Origin of the sequence: Alistipes putredinis DSM 17216 (genome assembly GCF_000154465.1) — a bacterium.
Lineage (GTDB): Bacteria > Bacteroidota > Bacteroidia > Bacteroidales > Rikenellaceae > Alistipes > Alistipes putredinis.
Map to the genome: position 1 here is coordinate 179,409 of NZ_DS499579.1, position 20,290 is coordinate 199,698.

At 50.1% G+C, this 20,290-nt stretch carries 14 protein-coding genes and 1 pseudogene; 9 read left to right on the plus strand and 6 right to left on the minus strand.

The window, feature by feature from the left end; genetic code table 11:
* Positions 1-135 precede the first annotated feature (135 nt).
* Positions 136-2,628 carry a DUF5686 family protein gene (locus ALIPUT_RS06695; protein WP_004329042.1) on the minus strand — a complete coding sequence of 831 codons (2,493 nt, stop codon included), beginning with the start codon at positions 2,626-2,628 and terminating at the stop codon, positions 136-138.
* A 126-nt stretch (positions 2,629-2,754) separates the two neighbouring features.
* Here ALIPUT_RS06695 and ybaK point away from each other — a divergent pair, with 126 nt between their 5' ends.
* Positions 2,755-3,267, plus strand: a complete 513-nt coding sequence (gene ybaK, locus ALIPUT_RS06700) for a Cys-tRNA(Pro) deacylase (protein WP_040293657.1) — start codon at positions 2,755-2,757, stop codon at positions 3,265-3,267.
* A gap of 100 nt (positions 3,268-3,367) precedes the next feature.
* Here ybaK and ALIPUT_RS06705 read toward each other — a convergent pair whose 3' ends face one another.
* Entirely contained in the window at positions 3,368-4,000 is a 633-nt protein-coding gene (locus ALIPUT_RS06705; protein WP_040293660.1) for a trimeric intracellular cation channel family protein, read from the minus strand.
* 299 nt (positions 4,001-4,299) lie between these two features.
* Between ALIPUT_RS06705 and fsa the strand changes: the two genes are divergently transcribed.
* Entirely contained in the window at positions 4,300-4,956 is a 657-nt protein-coding gene (fsa, locus tag ALIPUT_RS06710; RefSeq protein ID WP_004329047.1) for a fructose-6-phosphate aldolase, read from the plus strand.
* A gap of 87 nt (positions 4,957-5,043) precedes the next feature.
* Here the strand turns inward: fsa and ALIPUT_RS06715 are convergent, their stop codons facing one another.
* From ALIPUT_RS06715 to ALIPUT_RS06725, 3 genes are all read right to left on the minus strand, one after another.
* Complete coding sequence (locus ALIPUT_RS06715; RefSeq protein ID WP_004329048.1) at positions 5,044-5,538, minus strand: GNAT family N-acetyltransferase; 495 nt, start codon at positions 5,536-5,538, stop codon at positions 5,044-5,046.
* 220 nt (positions 5,539-5,758) lie between these two features.
* On the minus strand, positions 5,759-8,083 hold the full coding sequence (locus tag ALIPUT_RS06720; RefSeq protein ID WP_004329049.1) for a TonB-dependent receptor: 2,325 nt from the start codon (positions 8,081-8,083) through the stop codon (positions 5,759-5,761).
* A gap of 62 nt (positions 8,084-8,145) precedes the next feature.
* Positions 8,146-8,850: a carboxypeptidase-like regulatory domain-containing protein gene (locus ALIPUT_RS06725; RefSeq protein WP_004329050.1), complete on the minus strand. Its 705-nt coding sequence runs from the start codon at positions 8,848-8,850 to the stop codon at positions 8,146-8,148.
* 940 nt (positions 8,851-9,790) lie between these two features.
* Here ALIPUT_RS06725 and ALIPUT_RS06730 point away from each other — a divergent pair.
* Positions 9,791-11,338 carry a hypothetical protein gene (locus tag ALIPUT_RS06730; protein WP_004329053.1) on the plus strand — a complete coding sequence of 516 codons (1,548 nt, stop codon included), beginning with the start codon at positions 9,791-9,793 and terminating at the stop codon, positions 11,336-11,338.
* Positions 11,339-12,140: 802 nt separating this feature from the next.
* Positions 12,141-12,630 (plus strand): annotated as a pseudogene (locus ALIPUT_RS06740) (nucleotidyl transferase AbiEii/AbiGii toxin family protein); the annotation flags it as partial.
* Between the two features lie 37 nt (positions 12,631-12,667).
* Here the strand turns inward: ALIPUT_RS06740 and ALIPUT_RS06745 are convergent.
* On the minus strand, positions 12,668-13,255 hold the full coding sequence (locus ALIPUT_RS06745) for an OmpH/Skp family outer membrane protein (RefSeq protein ID WP_004329056.1): 588 nt from the start codon (positions 13,253-13,255) through the stop codon (positions 12,668-12,670).
* A 96-nt stretch (positions 13,256-13,351) separates the two neighbouring features.
* On the opposite strand from ALIPUT_RS06745, the gene ruvA reads away from it, so the two are divergent.
* The 5 genes from ruvA to dnaK all read left to right on the plus strand — a co-directional run bounded on the left by ruvA (position 13,352) and on the right by dnaK (position 19,946).
* Positions 13,352-13,936 carry a Holliday junction branch migration protein RuvA gene (gene ruvA, locus ALIPUT_RS06750; protein WP_004329057.1) on the plus strand — a complete coding sequence of 195 codons (585 nt, stop codon included), beginning with the start codon at positions 13,352-13,354 and terminating at the stop codon, positions 13,934-13,936.
* Positions 13,937-15,035: 1,099 nt separating this feature from the next.
* Positions 15,036-15,638, plus strand: coding sequence for a hypothetical protein (locus ALIPUT_RS06755; RefSeq protein ID WP_004329064.1), 603 nt, complete (start codon positions 15,036-15,038; stop codon positions 15,636-15,638).
* A 16-nt stretch (positions 15,639-15,654) separates the two neighbouring features.
* Positions 15,655-17,127 carry a hypothetical protein gene (locus ALIPUT_RS06760; RefSeq protein ID WP_050751486.1) on the plus strand — a complete coding sequence of 491 codons (1,473 nt, stop codon included), beginning with the start codon at positions 15,655-15,657 and terminating at the stop codon, positions 17,125-17,127.
* A gap of 338 nt (positions 17,128-17,465) precedes the next feature.
* Positions 17,466-17,708 carry a hypothetical protein gene (locus tag ALIPUT_RS06765; RefSeq protein ID WP_004329067.1) on the plus strand — a complete coding sequence of 81 codons (243 nt, stop codon included), beginning with the start codon at positions 17,466-17,468 and terminating at the stop codon, positions 17,706-17,708.
* A 318-nt stretch (positions 17,709-18,026) separates the two neighbouring features.
* On the plus strand, positions 18,027-19,946 hold the full coding sequence (dnaK, locus tag ALIPUT_RS06770; protein ID WP_040293557.1) for a molecular chaperone DnaK: 1,920 nt from the start codon (positions 18,027-18,029) through the stop codon (positions 19,944-19,946).
* Positions 19,947-20,290 lie beyond the last annotated feature (344 nt).

Here is a 20,290-nt window from a genome sequence, read left to right on the forward strand (position 1 = left end):
ATCGCGGCATCGAACTCGAGGTCCGTTTATTGCGGCCTGTGGCCGCATCCGTAATTCCGATCCTCTCCTGAATCCCCTCTTCGGAGAGGATTTGGACGCTGCGTACCTGAAGAGGTACCTAATATATACTCACGCTTAAAATTTGAGGTTAAGACTGAAATTGACCGTGAAGGTCGGGATCGACAGTCCGGGGACGGCGCGGTGATGCGTCAGACGCCAGATGCAATCCACGCGCAGCAAACGGAAGATGTTTTCGATGCCGAAGCCGGTTTCGAGGTAAGGATGTTCGACCGATGACATTCCTACCGGAAAGAGCATAACAGCTTTCGTATTCGGAAGACTGCCGTCGTTGCGGGCCGAGAGAGTGCCGTAAACTCCTTTGAAAACAAAGACTTCGCGCCAGTTGAGTTTTTTGAGGAGCGGTACGCGGCCCAACAGGAACCCGTTGAAGTGGTGTTCGTAGAAGAACGAAATCCAGGCGTCCGACGAGAATTCGTAGAAATTCATGCACGAGAAGGCGTAGCGGTCGTAAAAATAGGTGCCGTTTCCTTCGTGCAGCTTCAGCAGCAGGTAGGGAACCTTGCCGAAGATCTTGCCGCCTTCGAGCATGAGTTGCGAGTAACCGATCGGAGGCAGATTGAGCCGGTATTGCATACGCCCTTCGAGCCGCAGGTAGTCGTAGCTGGCGGGTAAGACTCCTCTTTTTGCCCCCGTGAAGTCGAAGGAGAAAATCGGGTATTTCGAACCCATGTGTCGTACCTCGAACGGCATGCGGACGATCGTTTCGTCTTTGGACAGCCGCAGCCCGATCCGTATCGAAGCGTCGTTGATGCCATGCAGCGAACGCCCGTCCGGCAGGATCATCGGTACGTAGCGGTTCGAGGAGATGTGACGGCCCCGCAGCTCGAACGAACTGCTGATCCCGTGCAGCCACTCGTGTTCGTAGAGGGCGATCCCTTCCTCGATAGTCGAAAGCCGCGAGGTGCCGCCTCGGGAGAAGATCGAGCTTAGGATGTTGTTTTCCGAGAGGGCGCTGACACCCGAGCTGAGCTGTATCGCGTCGTTGCGGTAGGTGACCGTCAGTTTGCGCAGCAGTTGTCGGCGCAGCATCAACTCTACCTCCGCAGCTCCCTTGAAGTCCTCGTCGCGGGTGCCGTAGGCCAGGTAGGTCGAGAGCCGTACGCGGCGGCTGAACTCTTTGGTCGTGCGTGCGCCTATCTGGAAACGGGCGCCCTCCAGTCGGTTGAAGCTGATTACTTTGGAGTAGGGACCTATGCCGACGTATTTGGTGTTGTAGTAGCCTCCGATGATAGTATTGAGGACGGTGTATATGTTTTTATAGAGGGGGACCTGCTGGATCGAATCGACCATTTGATAGATGGCCTTTTCCTTTTGGGTGAGGGTGTAGGGACGCAGCGAGTCCCATTCGACCTGCTTGCCCGAAATGGCATCGTCCGAGAGGATCACGCTGGCTGACGTACCCAGAACCTGTTTGGGGATCGGCGTGTCGAACTTTACGTCGGAATAGGTTACCTCGTGGCTGCCCAGGAAAGCGATCATCTTCGAGGAGTCGGATTTGGTCAGCGTAAAATCGGCGGTCATCTTCTCCCGCTGCGGGAACCACAGCGAGTCGGCCGTCAATCGGTTGTCGGCTTCGATCGCCAGGTGGCGAATCCAGTTTACATTGACTCCTTTGGCCATTTTTACGCGGGCCGAACGCAGCGCATAGCTTGCCGAGTCGATATTGACCTCGCCGTCGAGTACCGGGGTGGCGACACTTTTGGGGTGAAACCGGATTTTGTAGGTCTTGCGCCCTTCCACGTTCGTACTGTCCACCAGAAAGTATTTGTAGAATGAGCGTCCCGAGTTGGAGAGGGGGCTGGCGAACTTCACGCCGAACAGGTCGATGAAGTTTTCGTAAAGATTCACGTCGGCGTGCAGGTGTCCGGTGAATTGCGCCAGCACGCTGTTGTCTTCGATACCGGATATCTGGCTGGCGCGAATTACCTCGCGGGCGACGGACGGCGTGCGGCTGTGGTAGTAATCCGCCGCTGTTTCGGAGATCATCACGGGCAGGTAGGGCTGTCCCGTGACGGACGAGGTGTCTAGGTGCTCGAAGATGAAACCGAAATTCTGTTGGAGTTTTTTGCTCCGGAATTCCCGGATATTGGCCAGTCCGAGTTCCATTTTCGTATAGGTGCGGCAGATGTAGCGGTCGTACTCCTTGGAGTCGTTGTATTTTTTGTTGCGGATAATGCCTTCAAGGATCGGATGGGCCGGATTGTCCCCAGGGGTAATTACGACGCTTTCGATTTCCAGATGCGAAGGAGTGAGCCGGAAGTCGATTTGGTTGTAGCCCCCGACGTGGACCGGACGTATCTGAGGTTCATAACTGACCATTTCCGCCCGGATGTAGCTCGACGTGTCGCGGCTTTCGAGCGAGTAGAACCCTTCGTCGTCGGTGGTGATGCCGGTGGTCGTACCCGGGAACAGGACGACGGCGTAGGGAATCGGCTCGCCCGTCTGTGCGTCCGTGACCGTACCGCGCACCCGGGTGTTCTGAGCGGCGCAGGGGGCGTACAGAAATAGTCCCGCAAGAGCGAGGAGTATGCCGCAGAGTCGTTTCATCGAAGCCTTTCCGGAATGTCGTTTCGGATTTTCCTAAAATATAAATATACCCAAAAATACAAAGATTTTACCGGACTGTCAAAAATTATTATTTTTGCCGATCCGGATGGAACTACTTTCTGCGGAATGAAACATGGGAACGTCAAAATAGAAAAGACCAATGCGGCCCGTCTGCTCGACCGAGCCAAAATCGCCTACGAATTGATCCCGTATCGGGTGGATGAGGAGCATCTGGCCGCGACTCACGTGGCCGAACAGCTCGGCGAAGATGTTGCTGCGGTTTTCAAGACGCTCGTGCTTCGTGGTGACCGGACGGGCCATTTCGTCTGTGTCGTCCCTGGAGATCACGAGGTCGATCTGAAAGCTGCCGCCCGCATTTCGGGCAACAAGAAAGCCGATCTGATTCCCGTCCGGGAGTTGCTTCCGACGACCGGATACATCCGGGGCGGCTGTTCCCCGATCGGGATGAAAAAACCGTTCCCGACCTTTTTCCATATTTCCGTTTTGCAACACTCCGTCATTTATATCAGTGCGGGAGTTCGGGGATTGCAGATCCGGATCGCTCCGCAGGATCTGCTTCGCTTCGTCGGGGGCGAAACGGCCGAAATCAGCCGTCCGTCGTCTGTGGCGGCGGAATAAGATCCGTAATTCTTTTTTGCTATTCGATCCCTTTCTGCAGGTCGGCGGAATTGTCGTGTTGTCGAAGCGACCGCCGGACCGGTATTTCGGAAACGATTCGTTATTTCTCTTTGGGTGCCGGTCTGGTTTCGCCCTTGAGTGCCGGAAGGGAGATGCCGTACCGTACCGCCAGAATCCGAATGAGGATCACCGAGCAGGCGGCGATGAACTGCGTGGGGGCCGCCGGCAGGTCGAGATACATACAGAGATAGTAGATCAGTCCGCCGCAGATGCAGGCGATGGCGTAGATGTCTTTGCGGAAAATAAGGGGTACTTCGTTCAGCAGCACGTCGCGCAGCATACCGCCCGCCGCACCGGTCAGCGTACCCATGATGATACCCACCCACATCGGATAGCCGACGGCTATGCTTTTCTGAATGCCGACGACGGTGAAAAGTCCCAGTCCGACGGCATCGAAAATGAAGAAGGTGTTGTTGAGCCGGATCACGTATTTGCGCAGCCCGACTACGAACAGGAAGGCGAATCCCGATACGACCAGGTAGGAAACGTTCTGCATCCAGAAAGGGGGCAGGCCCAGCAGCAGGTCGCGCAGCGTACCGCCGCCGACGGCCGTGACGAATCCGACCACATAGGCTCCGAACCAGTCGAAATGTTTGGCCGAAGCGAGCCGGATGCCGCTGATGGCGAATGCGAAGGTACCGACATAGTCGAGAAGGGTGATGAAATTCATGATGTTTCGATTTTTCGGCCGCAAAGGTAGTAATTATCTCGCCGGATTATCGATAACGACGAAATAAATTCGATAGCTGCGATCGGGCTGCCGATTTCTGTTTTCTGTTTTCTGTTACCGGCCGTATGATACGGGGCGGAGGCGTTTCCTGCGGGTCTTTGCGGAATTTTCCGGCAAGGAGTGTTCGGGTTTCGTTTTTTTTCGTACTTTTATGCGGCGTAAATTCGGCTCGGAACGATGGTTTTACTTCTTCATTCCGGTTCATTGGTTTGCTTTTTCATGTTACTTAAATATTTCCCACTATGAAATTTTTTATCGATACAGCTAACCTGGCCCAGATCCGGGAAGCTAACGAAATGGGTGTGCTCGACGGGGTGACGACCAATCCTTCGCTGATGGCCAAGGAGAACATTCGCGGTGAGGAGGCCTGCCGTCGCCATTACCTCGAAATCTGCTCCATCGTCGATGGCGATGTGAGCGCCGAGGTGATCGCCACCGATTTCGACGGTATGGTCCGCGAAGGGGAAGCGTTGGCGGCCTTGCACAAGAATATCGTGGTCAAACTCCCGTGTACGGCCGACGGTATTCGTGCCGTGAAGTATTTCGCGGGCAAGAATATCCGCACCAACTGCACGCTGGTCTTTTCCGTCGGTCAGGCTCTGCTGGCAGCCAAGGCCGGTGCGACGTATGTGTCGCCGTTCGTAGGCCGTCTGGACGATATTTGCGAGAACGGGGTGGCTCTCGTCGCCGAGATCGTGCGTATGTATCGTTACTACGGTTATGATACGCAGGTGCTGGCGGCTTCGATTCGGCATACGCAGCACATCGTCCAGTGTGTCGAGGCGGGGGCCGACGTGGCGACCTGCCCGCTTGCGGCGATCAAGGGTTTGCTGAAACACCCGCTGACCGACATCGGTTTGGCGCAGTTCCTGGCAGACCACGCCAAGGTGAATTCGTAGGGAGGCGGCGTTTCCCGTAATGGAAAAGCGATGCCGATGATCGAAAAATCATCGGCATCGTCGTTTCGTATTCGGGCCGGAATCCGATCAGATTTCCAGCCCCATGATATAGTCGTTCATGTAGAATCCGCCTCCGATTTCGAAATCGCCTTCGCGCAATTTGCGCATACCCATCCGTTCGTAGAATTTTACGGCTTTGTTATGGCGATTTACGTGGAGCTCCATCCGGCAGGGAGCCGGGTGGAGCTGTTTGATGTGTTCGATAGCCTTGCGGAAGAGGAAGCTCCCCGCGTGCACACCCTGGAATCGTGGCAGGATGTAGATTTTTTGCAGGATGTAGAGGTCCTCCGCTTCGGGCTGGACAGAGAGATAGCCGCAGGGAGTGCCGTCCTTGTAGGCGATGTAATATACGTGCCCTTCGGCCATCTGCCGCCGGAGGTTTTCGGGGGAGTACATCCACTCCATCATGTAGTCCAACTGTTCGGGCGAAAGGATGGTTTTATAGGTGTCGGGAAATGCGACGCAGGCCATCTCGCGTATCAGTCCACAATCTTCGACGGAGGCTTTTCTGGCAGTAAACATAAGGTGTTCGATTCGGTTTCGCTCTTGCAAATATATTGAAAGCCAGGAGAAACCGGGAACTTGTTCCCGGTTTTCTGAGGTGCATTCTATCTAGAATATGTTCAAAGATGGTGATTCTGGTAGTCGGAGAGTTCTGTTTTTGTCGCGATAATTTGTCGGGCTGTATGAGACGGATGCCTGGGCAATAACAAATTAGGCCAATATTGTAGCCACAAAATTTCTATAGTCCCTCCTCGACGGTTTTCCGTACAGGTTCCTGGTACTGTTTACCTTTTCCGAAACGGAAGTTGATTTTCAACATTACTCTGTTCCAGGCATTTTTTACATAAGAAGTCCCTTGTGTTCTGACGATACTGTTCTCGATGGAATGGTAATGGCTTTCCGGATTGGTGAGGAAATTGTCGCAGGAGAGTTGAAATGCCCAGTCTTTGTATTTATATCTCACACCTATCGCAGAGGATAATTCACTGTCGTATATCATCGGAATAGACAATCCTTTACAAGGTATCGCACCCTGATAATATGCGGAAAAGTTTTTGTAGTTGAAAGTCAGCTCATAGTACATCGGAGCCTGAAAATGAGTCACCCTCCCCAATACTTTCGAATCGACTTTTGTATAACTGAATCCTCCGCCTAATTTCAATGCCAGCAAGTCGTTTTTGAATGGGCTGAGTCTCAAATCATAATGTACGGAGTGCACATCTGCCCAGTTGTCATTAATCGGTGAGTATGCGATATACGGCTGTTCATACTGATAATAGTAGTCGATTGGATTCTTGTAATATAAGTAGCTGTATGAAACATTTATATTGAGCCATTTGTTATGATATACGACATTGAAAGTCGTCTGGTTCGCACGGCCGCCGACCAGCTCGGGATTCCCGTGTACGATAATATTTTGATTATAAAACGAAGTGGCTTCGCTGAGTTGTCCCAGTCCTGGCTGCATATTGGCTTGGACGAATCCGGCTTTCAGCATAAAAGAGGGTGAAATACGATAACCGATATCTACCCGAGGCGCAAAGACCCATTGCCAAATATCGTTGTCGTTTGTTTTTGTTCGTGTCCCTGTTACTCCCAAAGAAAAACGATAAGTAAACCGAGGCCCGATCTTTCCGGTGATCTCTCCGGCAAAATAATTTTTCAGAATGCTGTTAGTTTCCCGGGAATAGCCCGACGTGTTGTCTATTCGATATTTGCTAATATCATAGTAAAAATAATCTCCGAATGAAAGCGTCAGCTTGTCGAAAGTCTTGGTATAGAGAGCTTGGCCGTTCATCTGATAGCCGTCTCCGTCCATATTAAGAAAATCTTCAAATACAGGCGTATCGTCCGATAATGCGTATTGGTTCTTATAGGTATCGGAAACAGAATTTATGTAATCGCCTCGAAGTGTTATCATTAGTTCATGCCGGTTGCGGAATTGCCTCCAGAAGTACAGGTCGAGCGTCGGATTGAATGAGTGGGACTCGCTTTCCTTCACTCCGTAACGGTCCGAACCTATGCCATCCTGAATAAAGGCAAGCCGGGAATCGGTCTGTTGAGAATGCTTATCATAACTTGGGAAAAAGCGGGCTTGAAATACATATTTTCCGGGGAGTTGATTCGTGTATTTGAGACTAAATTGAGGACTTAAGAAGTTGTTTTCACTCTGCCGTTCTTCCTCCTGCCGGAAATCCACCCCGTCGAGCGTATATTCCATTTCATCCGAGGCATATTGATCATCCCATGATCCGTAGCCTATGTTTGCAGTAAATGCCAACTGATGCCGTCCCCGGTTGTATTGCAGGAAAAAACTATCGTTCAACCAGGGCGAAGTCAGATGTTGGTTCAGCTCCACACTTCCGTATATTCCGTCTTCCCGAATTTTCGTGATAATGTTGATGACTTTATTGCCGTTGCTGAGGCCGAATTTGATGGGCGGCAGATCGTAGTATTCGATCTTTCGGACATCTTCGGGCCGCAGAGTCGTCAATTCCTGTTCCGAAGAGGCGATACCGTTTACCAAGACCGTCACACTGCCATCGGACGCGGTGATTTGATTGGTCTGGCGGTTGATTCTGATCTGCGGAATCTTGTTGGTCAGATCGAGACTCGTGACCGCCGCCTTCCGGTCTTCATTGGTGATGGTATATACCGTCCGGTCGAAATAGCTGGCTGTGTTGTTGGCCGTGACGACCACCGCATCGATCTCTGCGACATCTTCGGACAGGACGTAATCCCGGACGACCTCCGTCATGCCTATCGAAGGTTTGCGAAGAAGCACCGTATCGTAAAGAGTCTTGTACCCGATTGTCCGAACCGATAGCAGGTAGCGGCCCGCACGGTGTTTTCCGAACCGGTAATTGCCGGCCATATCGGTTATCACGCCTTCCGTGTAGCGGGTCGTATCCGGCAGTTGCTGGAGAATGACCGGGGCGAAGGCGACCGGTTCGTTTTTCTCGGTGGTAATTTTACCTTTCAGGACGATTTGCGCCTGGAGCGGTGTCGCCAGGCTCGTTATGATGATCAGAAGAAGAACGGGGATAAGTCGGGGGTGTCTCATAGTTGCGGAGTTTGAAAAGAATATAAAATAGAGTAGTGAAGACGGGGCGGGAAGGGAGCGGATTATAGTTCGCAACCGGGGGAAGGCGTCAGTTGTTCCTTAATGGAGGGGGCATTGAAATTCACTCCGACAGTTACGAAATTCAATACCCCGTCGTAATACGGCTCTTCCAGGTTGTCCAGTCTGTAATATTCGATACGCTCGATGTTGTCTGCGGTCAGATTTGTCAAAATAGCTGCATATCCAGCCTCATCCGGAATAATACCGCTGAACATAAGACATACCGTGGCGCCGTTTTCATCGGTCAAATAACCATCTTCGTAGGTTATGCCCGGAATATGGCTGTAAAGATCCTCGATCGTCCGGGCATCGGGGGCAATCTGTTTGGGACGATACGTTTCCACGGGTCGGAAAGCTACGGTATCGGCAGAGCGCTCGACAGGAATGTAGTAATCGATGTTGCCTATTCTGCCGGGAACGTATTTGATCTCGATCTCCTTGCTTCTCGTTCGGATACCCGGACCCGATATTTTAAGCTGATAGGTCTGATCGGTTGCGACGTTTCCGAAATCATACCAACCGTTCATTGCCGTAATAGTCCCGTATTCGGGTTCTCCGGTCGCCGGATCGCATAACCATACCGATGCGAAAGGAACGGGGGTAGGTGTTTCCGATACATACACAAAACCTGTGATCTCCTGCTCTTGTCCTGCCGCAGAACTTATGAAGCCTGCCAAAGCGAAAAATAATAAAACGAATCTTTTCATAGCCGTTGAATGTTTCTTAATTAAAAATAAGCATTTTATCGGGAATCAGACAAATAATTTTCGGATAAAATAGTTGCGAAATCGAAGAATGGTAATTTTATTTGTGTGATATTGAACTTTTTCTATATCTTATTTGAATATATATTTACGATGGACGGAGTTGCGGAGCAATAAAAATATCGAGGTATGACGCGAAATTGCATTTTGACCGTTGTTTTGAACAAAATGCAGACTTTGTAAAAATGAATTAAAATCGGAGAAAGAAAAATGCCTGATTTTTTTCGGCTGCAGATTTCGATAGGATAGGGTAAAGACAAAGGCAGCCGATAATCGATCGATTATCGGCTATTTTTTTGTTATCCTGCTGGACCTAAAAGTGATCCAGTCGGAATCACTCAATGAGCCGTCGGAGTCTTCCTGAAAATGCCGCTTATATGATATTACAAGCTATATTTTCGGATCGTGGTTTATTTCAGTCTGTTTCAATTTGTAACTTATCTTGAGCGTACTTCATAACGTGGTTATGTAATTTTTCGTTTCTTGTGGTAGGATTTGATTCTATTATTTCCGGTTATAATCTTGAAATACATTACGGAATGTTTTGCCGCGATATTTTTAAACAATCTTGATATTGCTGCTTGGAATATAAACAGGATGGTTGTATAAAGTCCCAAGTGGATTTTTCAAGAAGGTTACCGATCGACTCGTTTTTATGGTTTGATATATTAATAAACATTATTGTTGCATAGTATGTGTCATAAGACAACTTCTAGCTATGAAAAGAGATAAATTGTCGAATTGTGTTTGCAATATTTATAATTATTATTAAATTTGATCAGGAATTGTTTGGTATTTACATCTTTATAATTTTTCAAACTTATAAGCAATACAGAATGGTCATATATCTTACTTAAAATTATCTTTCTAATATTTATTGCTTATGAAAAACATTAAACTTTTTGTAACATTCGTTGCTTCTTTATTTTTTCTTTTCTCTTGCGAGAAAGAAAAAGTTGAAACTTGTGGATTTGACACGATCAGACTCACAGAGTCTTTCTTGACAGAATATGCAAAGGGAGACGGAGTGGACAACTATATGATAGCTCTTGCAAGTGGTCCGACAGTCTTCGATCCAACAAATCAGCAATGGCATACTGAAAATGACGGATGGGTAATGCTTATTAGTCTGTTCGCAGAACCTGTTGCCAATCTTGGGGCGCCGGAAATTCCTGAAGGAAAATATACGCTTGGAAGTGCTCCGGGTGCGGGTGTTTGGAGTTCAGAAGAAGATGTCAATCAACTATACTATACCGGAAAAGACGGTGTTAGCACCTTGGTACCGGTAAGCGGAGAGCTTACTTTTGCCAAAACGGCAGATGGATACATAATGACTGGAAAGTTTTTGGCTGCTGACCAGAAAGAATATTGCGTAACCTATACCGGAACTCTTAAATTCCAGCCGCAAGGAGAAACTTCGGTTATTGATCAGCCTGTGAATACAAAATTCATAGGTGGACAGGCAATATATAAAGGTCCGGATCCATCCTTCGGCGATTTGGGCTGGGTACAACTTGAACTTTATGATGCAGAGCCGGATCCGGAGATGGGGACGATTTTGGGTAATTTCTTAAAAATCAAGATGTTTATTCCTATTCAGACAGAAAAATTCACGTCCATGCCATCTGGCACTTGGAAATTGAATGCTTCTGCTGATGAAAATACGGCAGAACCTGGATATGATAGCGGAGAAGACCTTCCTACCGGATCATACGTAGTCCAGACAAGTTCGGACGGTTCGACAATGAAACTCGGTATGTTGAACCAAGGGACAATAACAGTAACGGAAGACCAGCATGTTGTAATAGATGCTTACACAACCGAAGGAATTAGTGTAAAAGGAAACTTAAACAAACCTCTCGAAATACTGGATCTTGGAGGTGGGGAAGTCGATGATTCTCAATATTCTACTCTTACAACAGACAAAGTAATAGATCTTAGTGGCGCAGAAACAGCGTACTTTCTTGATTATGAAGATTATTATGAGAACGGCACACGAAATGTAGTGCTTCAGATCTTGGATAGTCAGTCAATGACAGGTATGTTTCTTGATCTGGCATTGTCGAAAGCAGATAATAGATACGATCCCCTTCCCAACTGTACATGCACCCTCGATCCGGGAGATAACAGGGCGTTTACGTTTGCAGGAGGAAGTATTTGGCAGTCAAATGCCGTAGGAACCTGGGGATTCCTCAAGCTTCAAACCAATGGCGAGACTATAATGCCTGATTTCTCAGAAGCAGGAAATGCAGCCGGGGGATCGCTTACCATTACCAGAAACGGAGATGAATATACTATAACAGTAAATTTCATTGATGACGCAGAAACTCCGCATCGTATCACAGGAACTTGGACTGGCACTCTGACTCCTTATTCATACACGGCATCCGTAAGTGGTTTGTTAGAGCAATCGATGAAACCAGTTAAATAATCGGACAAGGGATGTTTTTTATAGTTAGAAAGATTATATAATATTTCTTATTGAGATAAATAAAAGAGTCTTTCAGGTAGGCGAATGAAAGGAGGGTAACTAATTTTTTAGTTACCCTCCTTGTTTTTACCTGTATTCTGTCTCTATCGTAATTGTGATACTTGTGTAGATAAAAAGATAGCTTCATTTTATAACGGCTATGGATTCCGATTACCAATATTCGACAAATGAGAGCGACTTATTTATAAATTCGTTACGGCTTTTATAGTAACGAATTGACAGCGATTCATTTTCACAGGGTGACTTTTTGAGGCCTTTTTCTGTCGCAGGTAGGTGGAAAACATCTTTAAACCACTGGTTTAAAGATGTTTGTCTTGGTTTGTCAGAGTTTTTCATTTCTCTGAAGTGATCTCGCTGGGATCCGTTTGTGAACTCGATGGAATCATCCTATGATCCGTCTGGGGCCTTCCTGAAAATGCCGCTTACATATTGCTATAAGCTATATTTTCGAGAGGTTGGCTTCTTTGATTCGGCTTCCACTTGTTGCTTGTTTCTAACGTAGGTCACAACGTGGTTACACAACTCTGTCGCTTCTTGTCATAGAACTTAATAGGGGTATTTCCTGTTATAATCTTGAAAAAGCGATCTAATTTTCTTGCATCAACAATTACCTTTCATTAATAGTAAATTTCCGATTTGGGGGCAGATTTTCCGGGTTGGGTAAATCCATCCGGCGAAAGAGGGGGTGGATCGGTAATTTTATATCAAATATCCGAAATAGGTGGCTCTGCTTATACGCATCATGCCATTGGTATATCGCTCTTTGGATTTTGCCGTGCATGGAGGTACTGCAATCAACCTTTTTCACAAGAATATGCCCCGGTATTCGGTTGATATCGATCTGCCCCTCCCATACAGAATAGGGAAGAAAGTCTGAGGGCAATAAACAGGCACTTTGAAGATCTGAAAGGGTACATTGAAAAATCCATACCCGGAATCAGGATTGTACCCAAATATAATGTCTGGAAATTACAATGTAAATTGGATGGGGCTACTGTAAAAATAGAAGTGAACGGACCAAGAGGGGCTTGATAGGAGAAACGGCCGACATGATGCTTTGTGATAAAGCGCAGAAGGAGTTCAATATGGCTTGTAAGGCCCGGACTGTTTCTTATTCCTTGCTATACGGAGGTAAGATGGCGGCTGCACTAAGCCGGCAGCATCCGAGAGATTTATTTGACTGCAAGTATATGGAAAAAAGTAACGACTCTGAAACAAAGCCGTTACTTTTTTGTCGAGATACGGACCCCGGGTGAGCGGAGCGCTCTTCTATTTCTTGTCCTTGTCTTTCTTTTCCAGGGCATAGAGACGATTCACCTCCTGAAGCACGGCGGGCGTGATGTCGAGCGTCGAATCGGCGTCGAGCAGGGCATTGGCATTGACGATGAGTTTGTAACGACCATCGGCATTAAGGTTCTCGATGGCGCGGTGCAGCAGGTCCTGAGCCCGGTTCGAGAAGACGAAATTCTCTTCGTCGAGCGCTTTGGCTTCCTTCTGTGCCGCAGCCTGGTACGAAGCTATGCGGCGCTCGATGTTCTCCTGTGTGGATTGCGCGTCGTTGGTGGTGATAAGCCCCTTTTGGTATTTCTCCTGGAGCTGGGCTACTTCGTACTGGAAGTTCTGCTCCTTCTGTGCCCAGCTCTTCTGTGCCTTTTCGGTCTTGTCTTTCAGGGCGATGCCTTCTGCATTGTAAAGATCGGACTGCGCGAGCACGGCTTCGACCTGCACGTATGCGATGTCACCGCCGCCTACTTCCCGTTGCTCGGTTGCTTCGGTAGCTGCCGTTTCGACGTTTTTGGTGCCGCAGGCGGTAAATCCTGCCAGGGCGATCAATGCCGCGAAGAAGAGTTTTTTCATGTGTTATCCGTTGTTTTGGTTAAAAATATCGCTTTGAAAGGCAAAGGTAGAAAAAAATCTTTACTTTTGTCAAGCCACATTCAAAATTAGAAACTCATGTACGAATATCTCTCCGGTACCATTTCCGAACTCGCTCCCACCCATGCCGTGTTGGATGTCGGCGGAGTGGGGTACTTTCTTCAGATATCGTTGCAGACATATTCCGAAATCGAGCACTCCGACCGAGTGAAACTGTTCGTTCATTACGTGGTTCGGGAAGACGCCCAGTTGCTTTACGGCTTCGCGTCGAAGGCCGAACGGGAACTGTTCCGCCACCTGATAAGTGTCTCCGGCGTAGGCGGCAATACCGCCCGGATGATTCTCTCGACCTATTCGCCGAGGGAGTTGCAGGGGATCATCGCTACCGAAAACGCCGTCCTTCTCAAAAATGTCAAGGGATTGGGGCTGAAAACGGCGCAGAAGATCATCGTCGAGTTGAGCGGCAAGATGGCCGGCCTGGGACTGACGGGGGATACTGTTACAGCCCCTGTCGCCGGCGGGGATTACGAGGAGGCGCTTGCGGCGCTGGTCATGCTCGGGTTCGGGAAAGCGGCGGCGGATAAAGTCGTAAAAATCGTTGCTCGGGAAAATCCCGGAGCTTCGGTGGAGGATCTGGTCCGTATGTCCCTTAAACGATTGTAGCATATAATCGTACATTTCTATTTCGCAGGTTACTCATATCTTTCGATGTATCTTTTTTTGACGGTTGCAGCATCGAATCCGAGGGTCGCTTATTCGCGGTATGTGTCTGCGTCTGTAACGCGGACCTTTCCCTAAATATCCTTCTCGAAAGGGGCGTGGGGCGCTACGTTCCCGATTAATTATTACGTTTTTGTAACGGCCTTCTTGTTTTTGTCGATTTAATATTTTTGAAACTTTTTTTTATATTTTTCTTAAAATATTTGGGGGGGGGAAATTTTTTTATATTAGTTTTGCGCCGAAAAGAGTAAACGAACCCCCAAAATGTTTATCGTAAAAATGGAAGGATTTGCAGGCTTTGTCGGCCTTATGTTTGGTCTTGTTGTTTTATCGGTCATCATAACCCTGGTCGTATGTGCCGTTAAGAGGCATCGCAGGGAGTGGCTTCAGGACGGACAGCGTAGAGTCTGATTTTGTTTTGTAAAGTTATTGGAGCTGCCGGAGCGATTCTTTCGCTCCGGCAGTCGATTTTTTTGTTCGGTTCGTTTCCGGACGTTTCGGATGGTCCGAACATTCGGAAGGTCGGACTCCATATCGTTTTGTCGTGACGCGGGCTTTCGTGTGCAACTCCGGTTCTGTGTCGGGAGCGCAGGAAAACCGGCCGCCGGACCGTCGGGTTTCTTTGCCAGAGAGGGAAACATTGTTTTTCGGGGGGTGGCCTGACTGCGGCGTCTGCGTTGGCAGTATCCGGCCTCGCAGTCGCTGCAGCGGATTTGCAATCACGGTTCGCGGGGTGTGTGGGCGTGGTATCGCCGCCGTAAGCGATGCAGTGTATAGCCGAGCCGCGATACGTTCGGGGTGTAATCGTCGTTTTTTATCCCTGTACGAATACTAAAATCGCCCGGTCTGCCGTATTGTTAAGAAGAGCACTGGCGGGCGAGGCGGGCTTCGGTGTGTGGAGTTGCCGGGCCGGGGACGCGATGCGAATGATTCCGGGTTTCCGGACTTCGGGACTGTCCGAGCGATGTCGGTCGGGAAAACGAAGAATGAAGCCCGGTAAATTTTGCAAGTCCCGCAGGATTTGTTAAATTTGCGCGATTGTATGTCGAAAATCCGTTTCCATATTTTGCTTGCTGCGCTGTTGGTTGTCACCGGCTGCGGCGAGGATGACAAGGTTCTTCCCGAACAGCAGCAGCAGTTCGAGAGTTTCCTTTCCGGTAGCCACCAGCCTCGTCTGGTGACCGAGCAGGAGGCTATGAGTTCGGATGAAGATCTCGATTTTTACTCCACGTTCGGGCGCTGGTCGTATCGATATATTTACCATTATTACGATTCGGAACGTCAGACGCGTCCTGAAGCGGAGATCGGCGATGAGGTGGATCTTGTTTTCTGGGTCTATCTGTTCGAGAATCGGGCAATCACTGCGAGTACGATGCCGATCTACACCAATGACAGAAAGTGGGCCGAAAAACTTCAGGAGCAGGGACTCGATACGAAATACTGGAGTTTCGAACCCCGTCCCGTCCGTGTCGGCGGCGGCTCTTTCGTCGAAGGGGTCGAATTGTCGCTGCCGGGCTGCCGCGAGAAAGATACGGTCGAAGTATATATGACATACAATATGGCTTACGGCGATGCGCTGATCAATTTCATTCCGGAGCAGAGTCCGATCGCCGTTTTTTATACGATTGATTCGGTTCGTAAATAAGAAAACAATGAATAGTATGGGACGTTGGTTGCCTGCGATACTCCTTTTCGGTCTGACGACGCTCTGCTCCTGCGCTGAGGAGCCTGACAATGCTTATCCGGGGAATACCCAGAACAAAGCTCTGAAAGCCTGGATGACGCAGAATCGTCCCGATCTGCTGGAGAATTACCAGGAGGAAGGGGAGTATTACGTGGATGTCGTTTCGCTGGGCGATCTGGCGGACAGTGCGATTCTGGAGACGGAGAGCTGGGTGTGGTACGATATCACGGGGCGGGATTTGCAGGGGAATATCAGTGTGGCCCGGGATTCCGTTTATGCGCTTCAGCAGGGAACTTTTACTCCTTATACACATTACGTTCCTTACTATCAGTTCTACGGTGAGCTGGCGAGCGGAACTTTTAAGGAGGGGACTTATCTGGCTATGCGGAACCCGTTGAAGCTGGGTGAAACGTATGCCGCGCAGAAGGGATTTCCCCGTGAGGTCGAATTGCGCGTGGGGGCCGAGGTCGTGCTGTATATGCCTGCGACGATCATATCCACCGAAGCCAATGGCGACGGAGGTTACGAGGGGCAGTATGCATTGAGTGCCAACCACCCGATGATCGCCCGGATCAAGCTGGTCGGAAGATCGAGTCAGCCGATTGAAACGGAGAGCGTCGCGGTCGATGATTTTGCGGCGGCGAACGGCGGACTGGACCCGACGGTTCCTCCGCAGGACGACGATTCCGAAACGGCTTCGGTCAAAGCCGGAGAGCCGGCCCCGTCGTATCGTTGGAAAATCGCCACGTCGGAGGCGCCTCAAATCTATGTGAACGAGAGTTTCAATCCTGCGGACGATGCGACCGGACTTTTCACCTATTCGAATGTTTATGTGGGATCGCAGCAAAAGGCGGACGAGATCGATCGTAAGATTAACAAAGCTTTGGTCGAGCGCTTCGGTACGGACGAACCGGGCGAACTGATCGATCCCGAGAAGAATGTCCGGGTCTGGTACATCGCCCGATTCCTGGACGGGTTCGTACAGAGTACCAATATCGACGAGGTGAAACGAATCGTTTACGGCGAGGTGGAATCCACCGGTACGTACATGAGCTACACCCCTTCGCTGAATAAGGACAAACAGATTCTGGCCTGGTATTACGCCTTGCCGCACTTCCGCTACGGAAGCTGGGGCGCTTTGCTGACCGTTTCGAGCAATGCGTACGGTGTGGTCGGCATTACCGGGACAACCCAGACCAGTTCTTCTACGAATTACGCCGCTACGTACGCTATGATGAATTATTACGGCATGATGAACAATTACTACGGTAATAATTACATGGGCAACTATTACGACGATTATTATGGCAGCTATATGAACGGTCTTTACGGCGGTTCGGTCTATAATCCTTACTATGTAGACAACTCCACATCGACCAGTACGACGATCACCGAGGTTTTGCCCTATACGCCGCTGTTGATCGAATTTTATATCGAGCCGGCTCAATAGTCCGTTGCCGGTTTTGTTTTCTGGCCGTCTGCAGGATTCCTGCGGGCGGCTTCGGTTTTTATTCTTTGGGCTGCGGGGCTTTTCATTCCCGACTCATTCCCGGCATTGGATTTGGAACATTTCGATTGTAAGACGGATTCTGTCGGTAAATTGGGTGTAATTGACGATTTTTTCAACTTTTTGTTCCGGAAAATTTTGAAATTATCGGAAAAGGATTTAATTTAGAGGAAAGAAAAAGAGGCCATCTCCGGTCTGCCGACAAATGGGTGCCGAACAGGGTCGGACTTTGTCGGAAGCGGAGAAGACGAAAAATAAATTCAACCTAAATAATTAGCAGTATGATTATCACATTTAATGAGTTGCGTCGTATCAAGGACAGACTGCCCAGCGGCAGCTCGCAACGGATTGCAGACGAATTGGGAATCTCGGTCGATTCGGTTCGTAATTATTTCGGCGGACGGCACCCCGAGGCGAAGGAAGGCGTAGGCATTCATATCGAACAAGGGCCCGACGGCGGCGTTGTGACGTTGGACGATACGACGATCCTGGATGCGGCGATGCGTATTCTGAATGAAAAATAGGATCGGAATCCCCGATTATGGTACCCCGGCTCCAGAGGCCGGGGTTTTCTGTTGCATTCCGTATCGTCGTGCGGATCGGGGGCAGGCAGGCTGCGAAATGACAGCGATGTCCGAAAGGGAGTTTCGGGCTGACATTGTGACAGTCGGAATGTCAGTCCTTCCGGCGGTTTGTCAGATTTTACGCTCCGGAAAAGCAGGATGGTGCGAAAAGAACATTTGGTACAACCTTTGTTCACTAAACGATCGTCCGCACGGCAGCGGCAGGGCTGTGGAGGCGGAGTTGAAAAAGAAATTATTAAACTATAAAGCAACGATATTATGGCAAAGATTATTGGTATTGATTTAGGTACGACGAACTCGTGCGTCGCAGTAATGGAGGGTAACGAACCTATCGTAATCCCCAATTCCGAAGGACACCGGACTACTCCTTCGATCGTCGCGTTCACCGACAACGGCGAGCGTAAGGTCGGCGATCCGGCCAAACGTCAGGCGATTACGAACCCCAAGCGTACGATCTTCTCGATCAAACGTTTTATGGGCGAAACTTACGATCAGGTGGCACAAGAGGTCGAGCGTGCGCCTTATAAGGTGGTTCGCGGCGATAACAATACGCCGCGTGTGGATATCGACGGCCGCCAGTATTCGCCGCAGGAGATTTCGGCGATCATTTTACAGAAAATGAAGAAGACGGCCGAGGATTACCTGGGGCAGGAGGTTTCGGAAGCGGTAATCACCGTTCCGGCCTATTTCTCCGATTCGCAGCGTCAGGCTACGAAGGAGGCCGGTGAGATCGCGGGCCTGAAGGTGCGGCGTATCATCAACGAGCCGACGGCCGCTGCGCTGGCTTACGGTCTGGATAAGAAAGGCAAGGATATGAAGGTCGCCGTCTTCGACTTGGGCGGCGGTACGTTCGATATTTCGATCCTGGAGCTGGGCGACGGCGTGTTCGAAGTGAAATCGACCAACGGCGATACGCACCTGGGCGGCGATGATTTCGACCATGTGCTGATCGATTATATGGCCGAGGCATTCAAAGCCGAGCACAACGTGGATCTGCGCAAGGACCCGATGGCCATGCAGCGTCTGAAGGAAGCTGCCGAGAAGGCGAAGATCGAACTGTCGTCCTCGACTACTACGGAGATCAACCTTCCGTACATCATGCCGATCGACGGCATTCCGCAGCACCTGGTTATGACGCTTACGCGTGCCAAATTCGAACAGTTGTGCGATCACTTGATCCACAAGACCATCGAGCCTTGCAAGGTGGCCCTGCGCGATGCCGGTCTCGATGCCAAGCAGATCGACGAGGTGATCCTCGTGGGCGGTTCGACCCGTATTCCCGCGATCCAGAAGGTCGTCGAGGATTTCTTCGGCAAGGTGCCCAGCAAGGGTGTGAACCCCGATGAGGTCGTTGCCATCGGCGCTGCGATCCAGGGCGGTGTCCTGACCGGTGAGGTGAAGGACGTGCTGCTGCTCGACGTTACTCCGCTGTCGTTGGGTATCGAGACGCTGGGCGGCGTGATGACCAAGTTGATCGAGGCCAACACGACGATCCCGACCCGGAAGAGCGAGGTCTTCTCGACGGCGGCCGACAACCAGCCTTCGGTGGAGATCAACGTCTGCCAGGGTGAGCGTCCGCTGGCCCGCGACAACAAGTCGATCGGCCGCTTCCACTTGGACGGCATTCCGGCTGCTCCGCGCGGTGTGCCGCAGATCGAGGTAACCTTCGATATCGACGCCAACGGCATCCTGAACGTATCGGCTAAAGATAAGGGTACGGGTAAGGAGCAGAAGATCCGCATCGAGGCTTCGTCGGGTCTTACCGAGCAGGAGATCCAGCGTATGCGCGACGAAGCCAAGGCTAACGAGGCGAAGGACAAAGAGGAGAAGGAGCGTATTGACAAGATCAACGCCGCCGATTCGAACATCTTCGCTACCGAGAAACAGCTCAAAGAGTACGGCGACAAGTTGCCGGCCGACAAGAAGGCTGCCATCGAAACGGCGCTGGGCAAGTTGAAGGAAGCGCATAAGAACGCTGACGTAGCCGCTATCGATACGGCTTTGGCCGAGCTCAATGCAGCATGGCAGGCTGCTTCGCAGGATATCTATGCCGCGCAACAGCAGCAGGGCGGTGCCCAGCAGGGTGCTCCCCATGCCGATGCAGGAGCCGGTACGAACGGTCAGCAGCAGGGTGGATCCAATCAGCCCGAAGATGTAGAGTTCGAAGAGGTTAAATAAAAAGTTGGAGGGAAGGTTCGGTTTGCGGACTTTCCGGTAGAAGAGCCAGGGTCGGCAGTATGTCGGCCCTGGCTTTTTTGTCTGTAGGGCGGATTGCGGGCTGCGGTTTCGGGGAACAGGTGCTTCGATACCGCTTTTCAGCGCCCTTGTTGCCGGTCGGGACGGTCGGACTCCTTCGGTGTTTTCCCGCGCGTCCGGTGTGCGGTCTTTGCTGTCGGGGTGCCGCCCGGAAATGAAATCGCACTCCTTCGATTTTCGGTTTCAACGGTGAAATCGGATGGTTTCCAGCGTTTTTTTGTCTATTCCTTTTTTGTTTCCCGCAATTTTTTCTATTTTTGTGCGTT

Bases quoted from the DNA above. Each gene is read 5' to 3' on its own strand.
- ALIPUT_RS06695 (WP_004329042.1), bottom strand. From the start codon at position 2,628: ATGAAACGACTCTGCGGCATACTCCTCGCTCTTGCGGGACTATTTCTG.
- ybaK (WP_040293657.1), top strand. From the start codon at position 2,755: ATGAAACATGGGAACGTCAAAATAGAAAAGACCAATGCGGCCCGTCTG.
- fsa (WP_004329047.1), top strand. From the start codon at position 4,300: ATGAAATTTTTTATCGATACAGCTAACCTGGCCCAGATCCGGGAAGCT.
- ALIPUT_RS06715 (WP_004329048.1), bottom strand. From the start codon at position 5,538: ATGTTTACTGCCAGAAAAGCCTCCGTCGAAGATTGTGGACTGATACGC.
- ALIPUT_RS06720 (WP_004329049.1), bottom strand. From the start codon at position 8,083: ATGAGACACCCCCGACTTATCCCCGTTCTTCTTCTGATCATCATAACG.
- ALIPUT_RS06725 (WP_004329050.1), bottom strand. From the start codon at position 8,850: ATGAAAAGATTCGTTTTATTATTTTTCGCTTTGGCAGGCTTCATAAGT.
- ALIPUT_RS06730 (WP_004329053.1), top strand. From the start codon at position 9,791: ATGAAAAACATTAAACTTTTTGTAACATTCGTTGCTTCTTTATTTTTT.
- ALIPUT_RS06745 (WP_004329056.1), bottom strand. From the start codon at position 13,255: ATGAAAAAACTCTTCTTCGCGGCATTGATCGCCCTGGCAGGATTTACC.
- ruvA (WP_004329057.1), top strand. From the start codon at position 13,352: ATGTACGAATATCTCTCCGGTACCATTTCCGAACTCGCTCCCACCCAT.
- ALIPUT_RS06755 (WP_004329064.1), top strand. From the start codon at position 15,036: ATGTCGAAAATCCGTTTCCATATTTTGCTTGCTGCGCTGTTGGTTGTC.
- ALIPUT_RS06760 (WP_050751486.1), top strand. From the start codon at position 15,655: ATGGGACGTTGGTTGCCTGCGATACTCCTTTTCGGTCTGACGACGCTC.
- ALIPUT_RS06765 (WP_004329067.1), top strand. From the start codon at position 17,466: ATGATTATCACATTTAATGAGTTGCGTCGTATCAAGGACAGACTGCCC.
- dnaK (WP_040293557.1), top strand. From the start codon at position 18,027: ATGGCAAAGATTATTGGTATTGATTTAGGTACGACGAACTCGTGCGTC.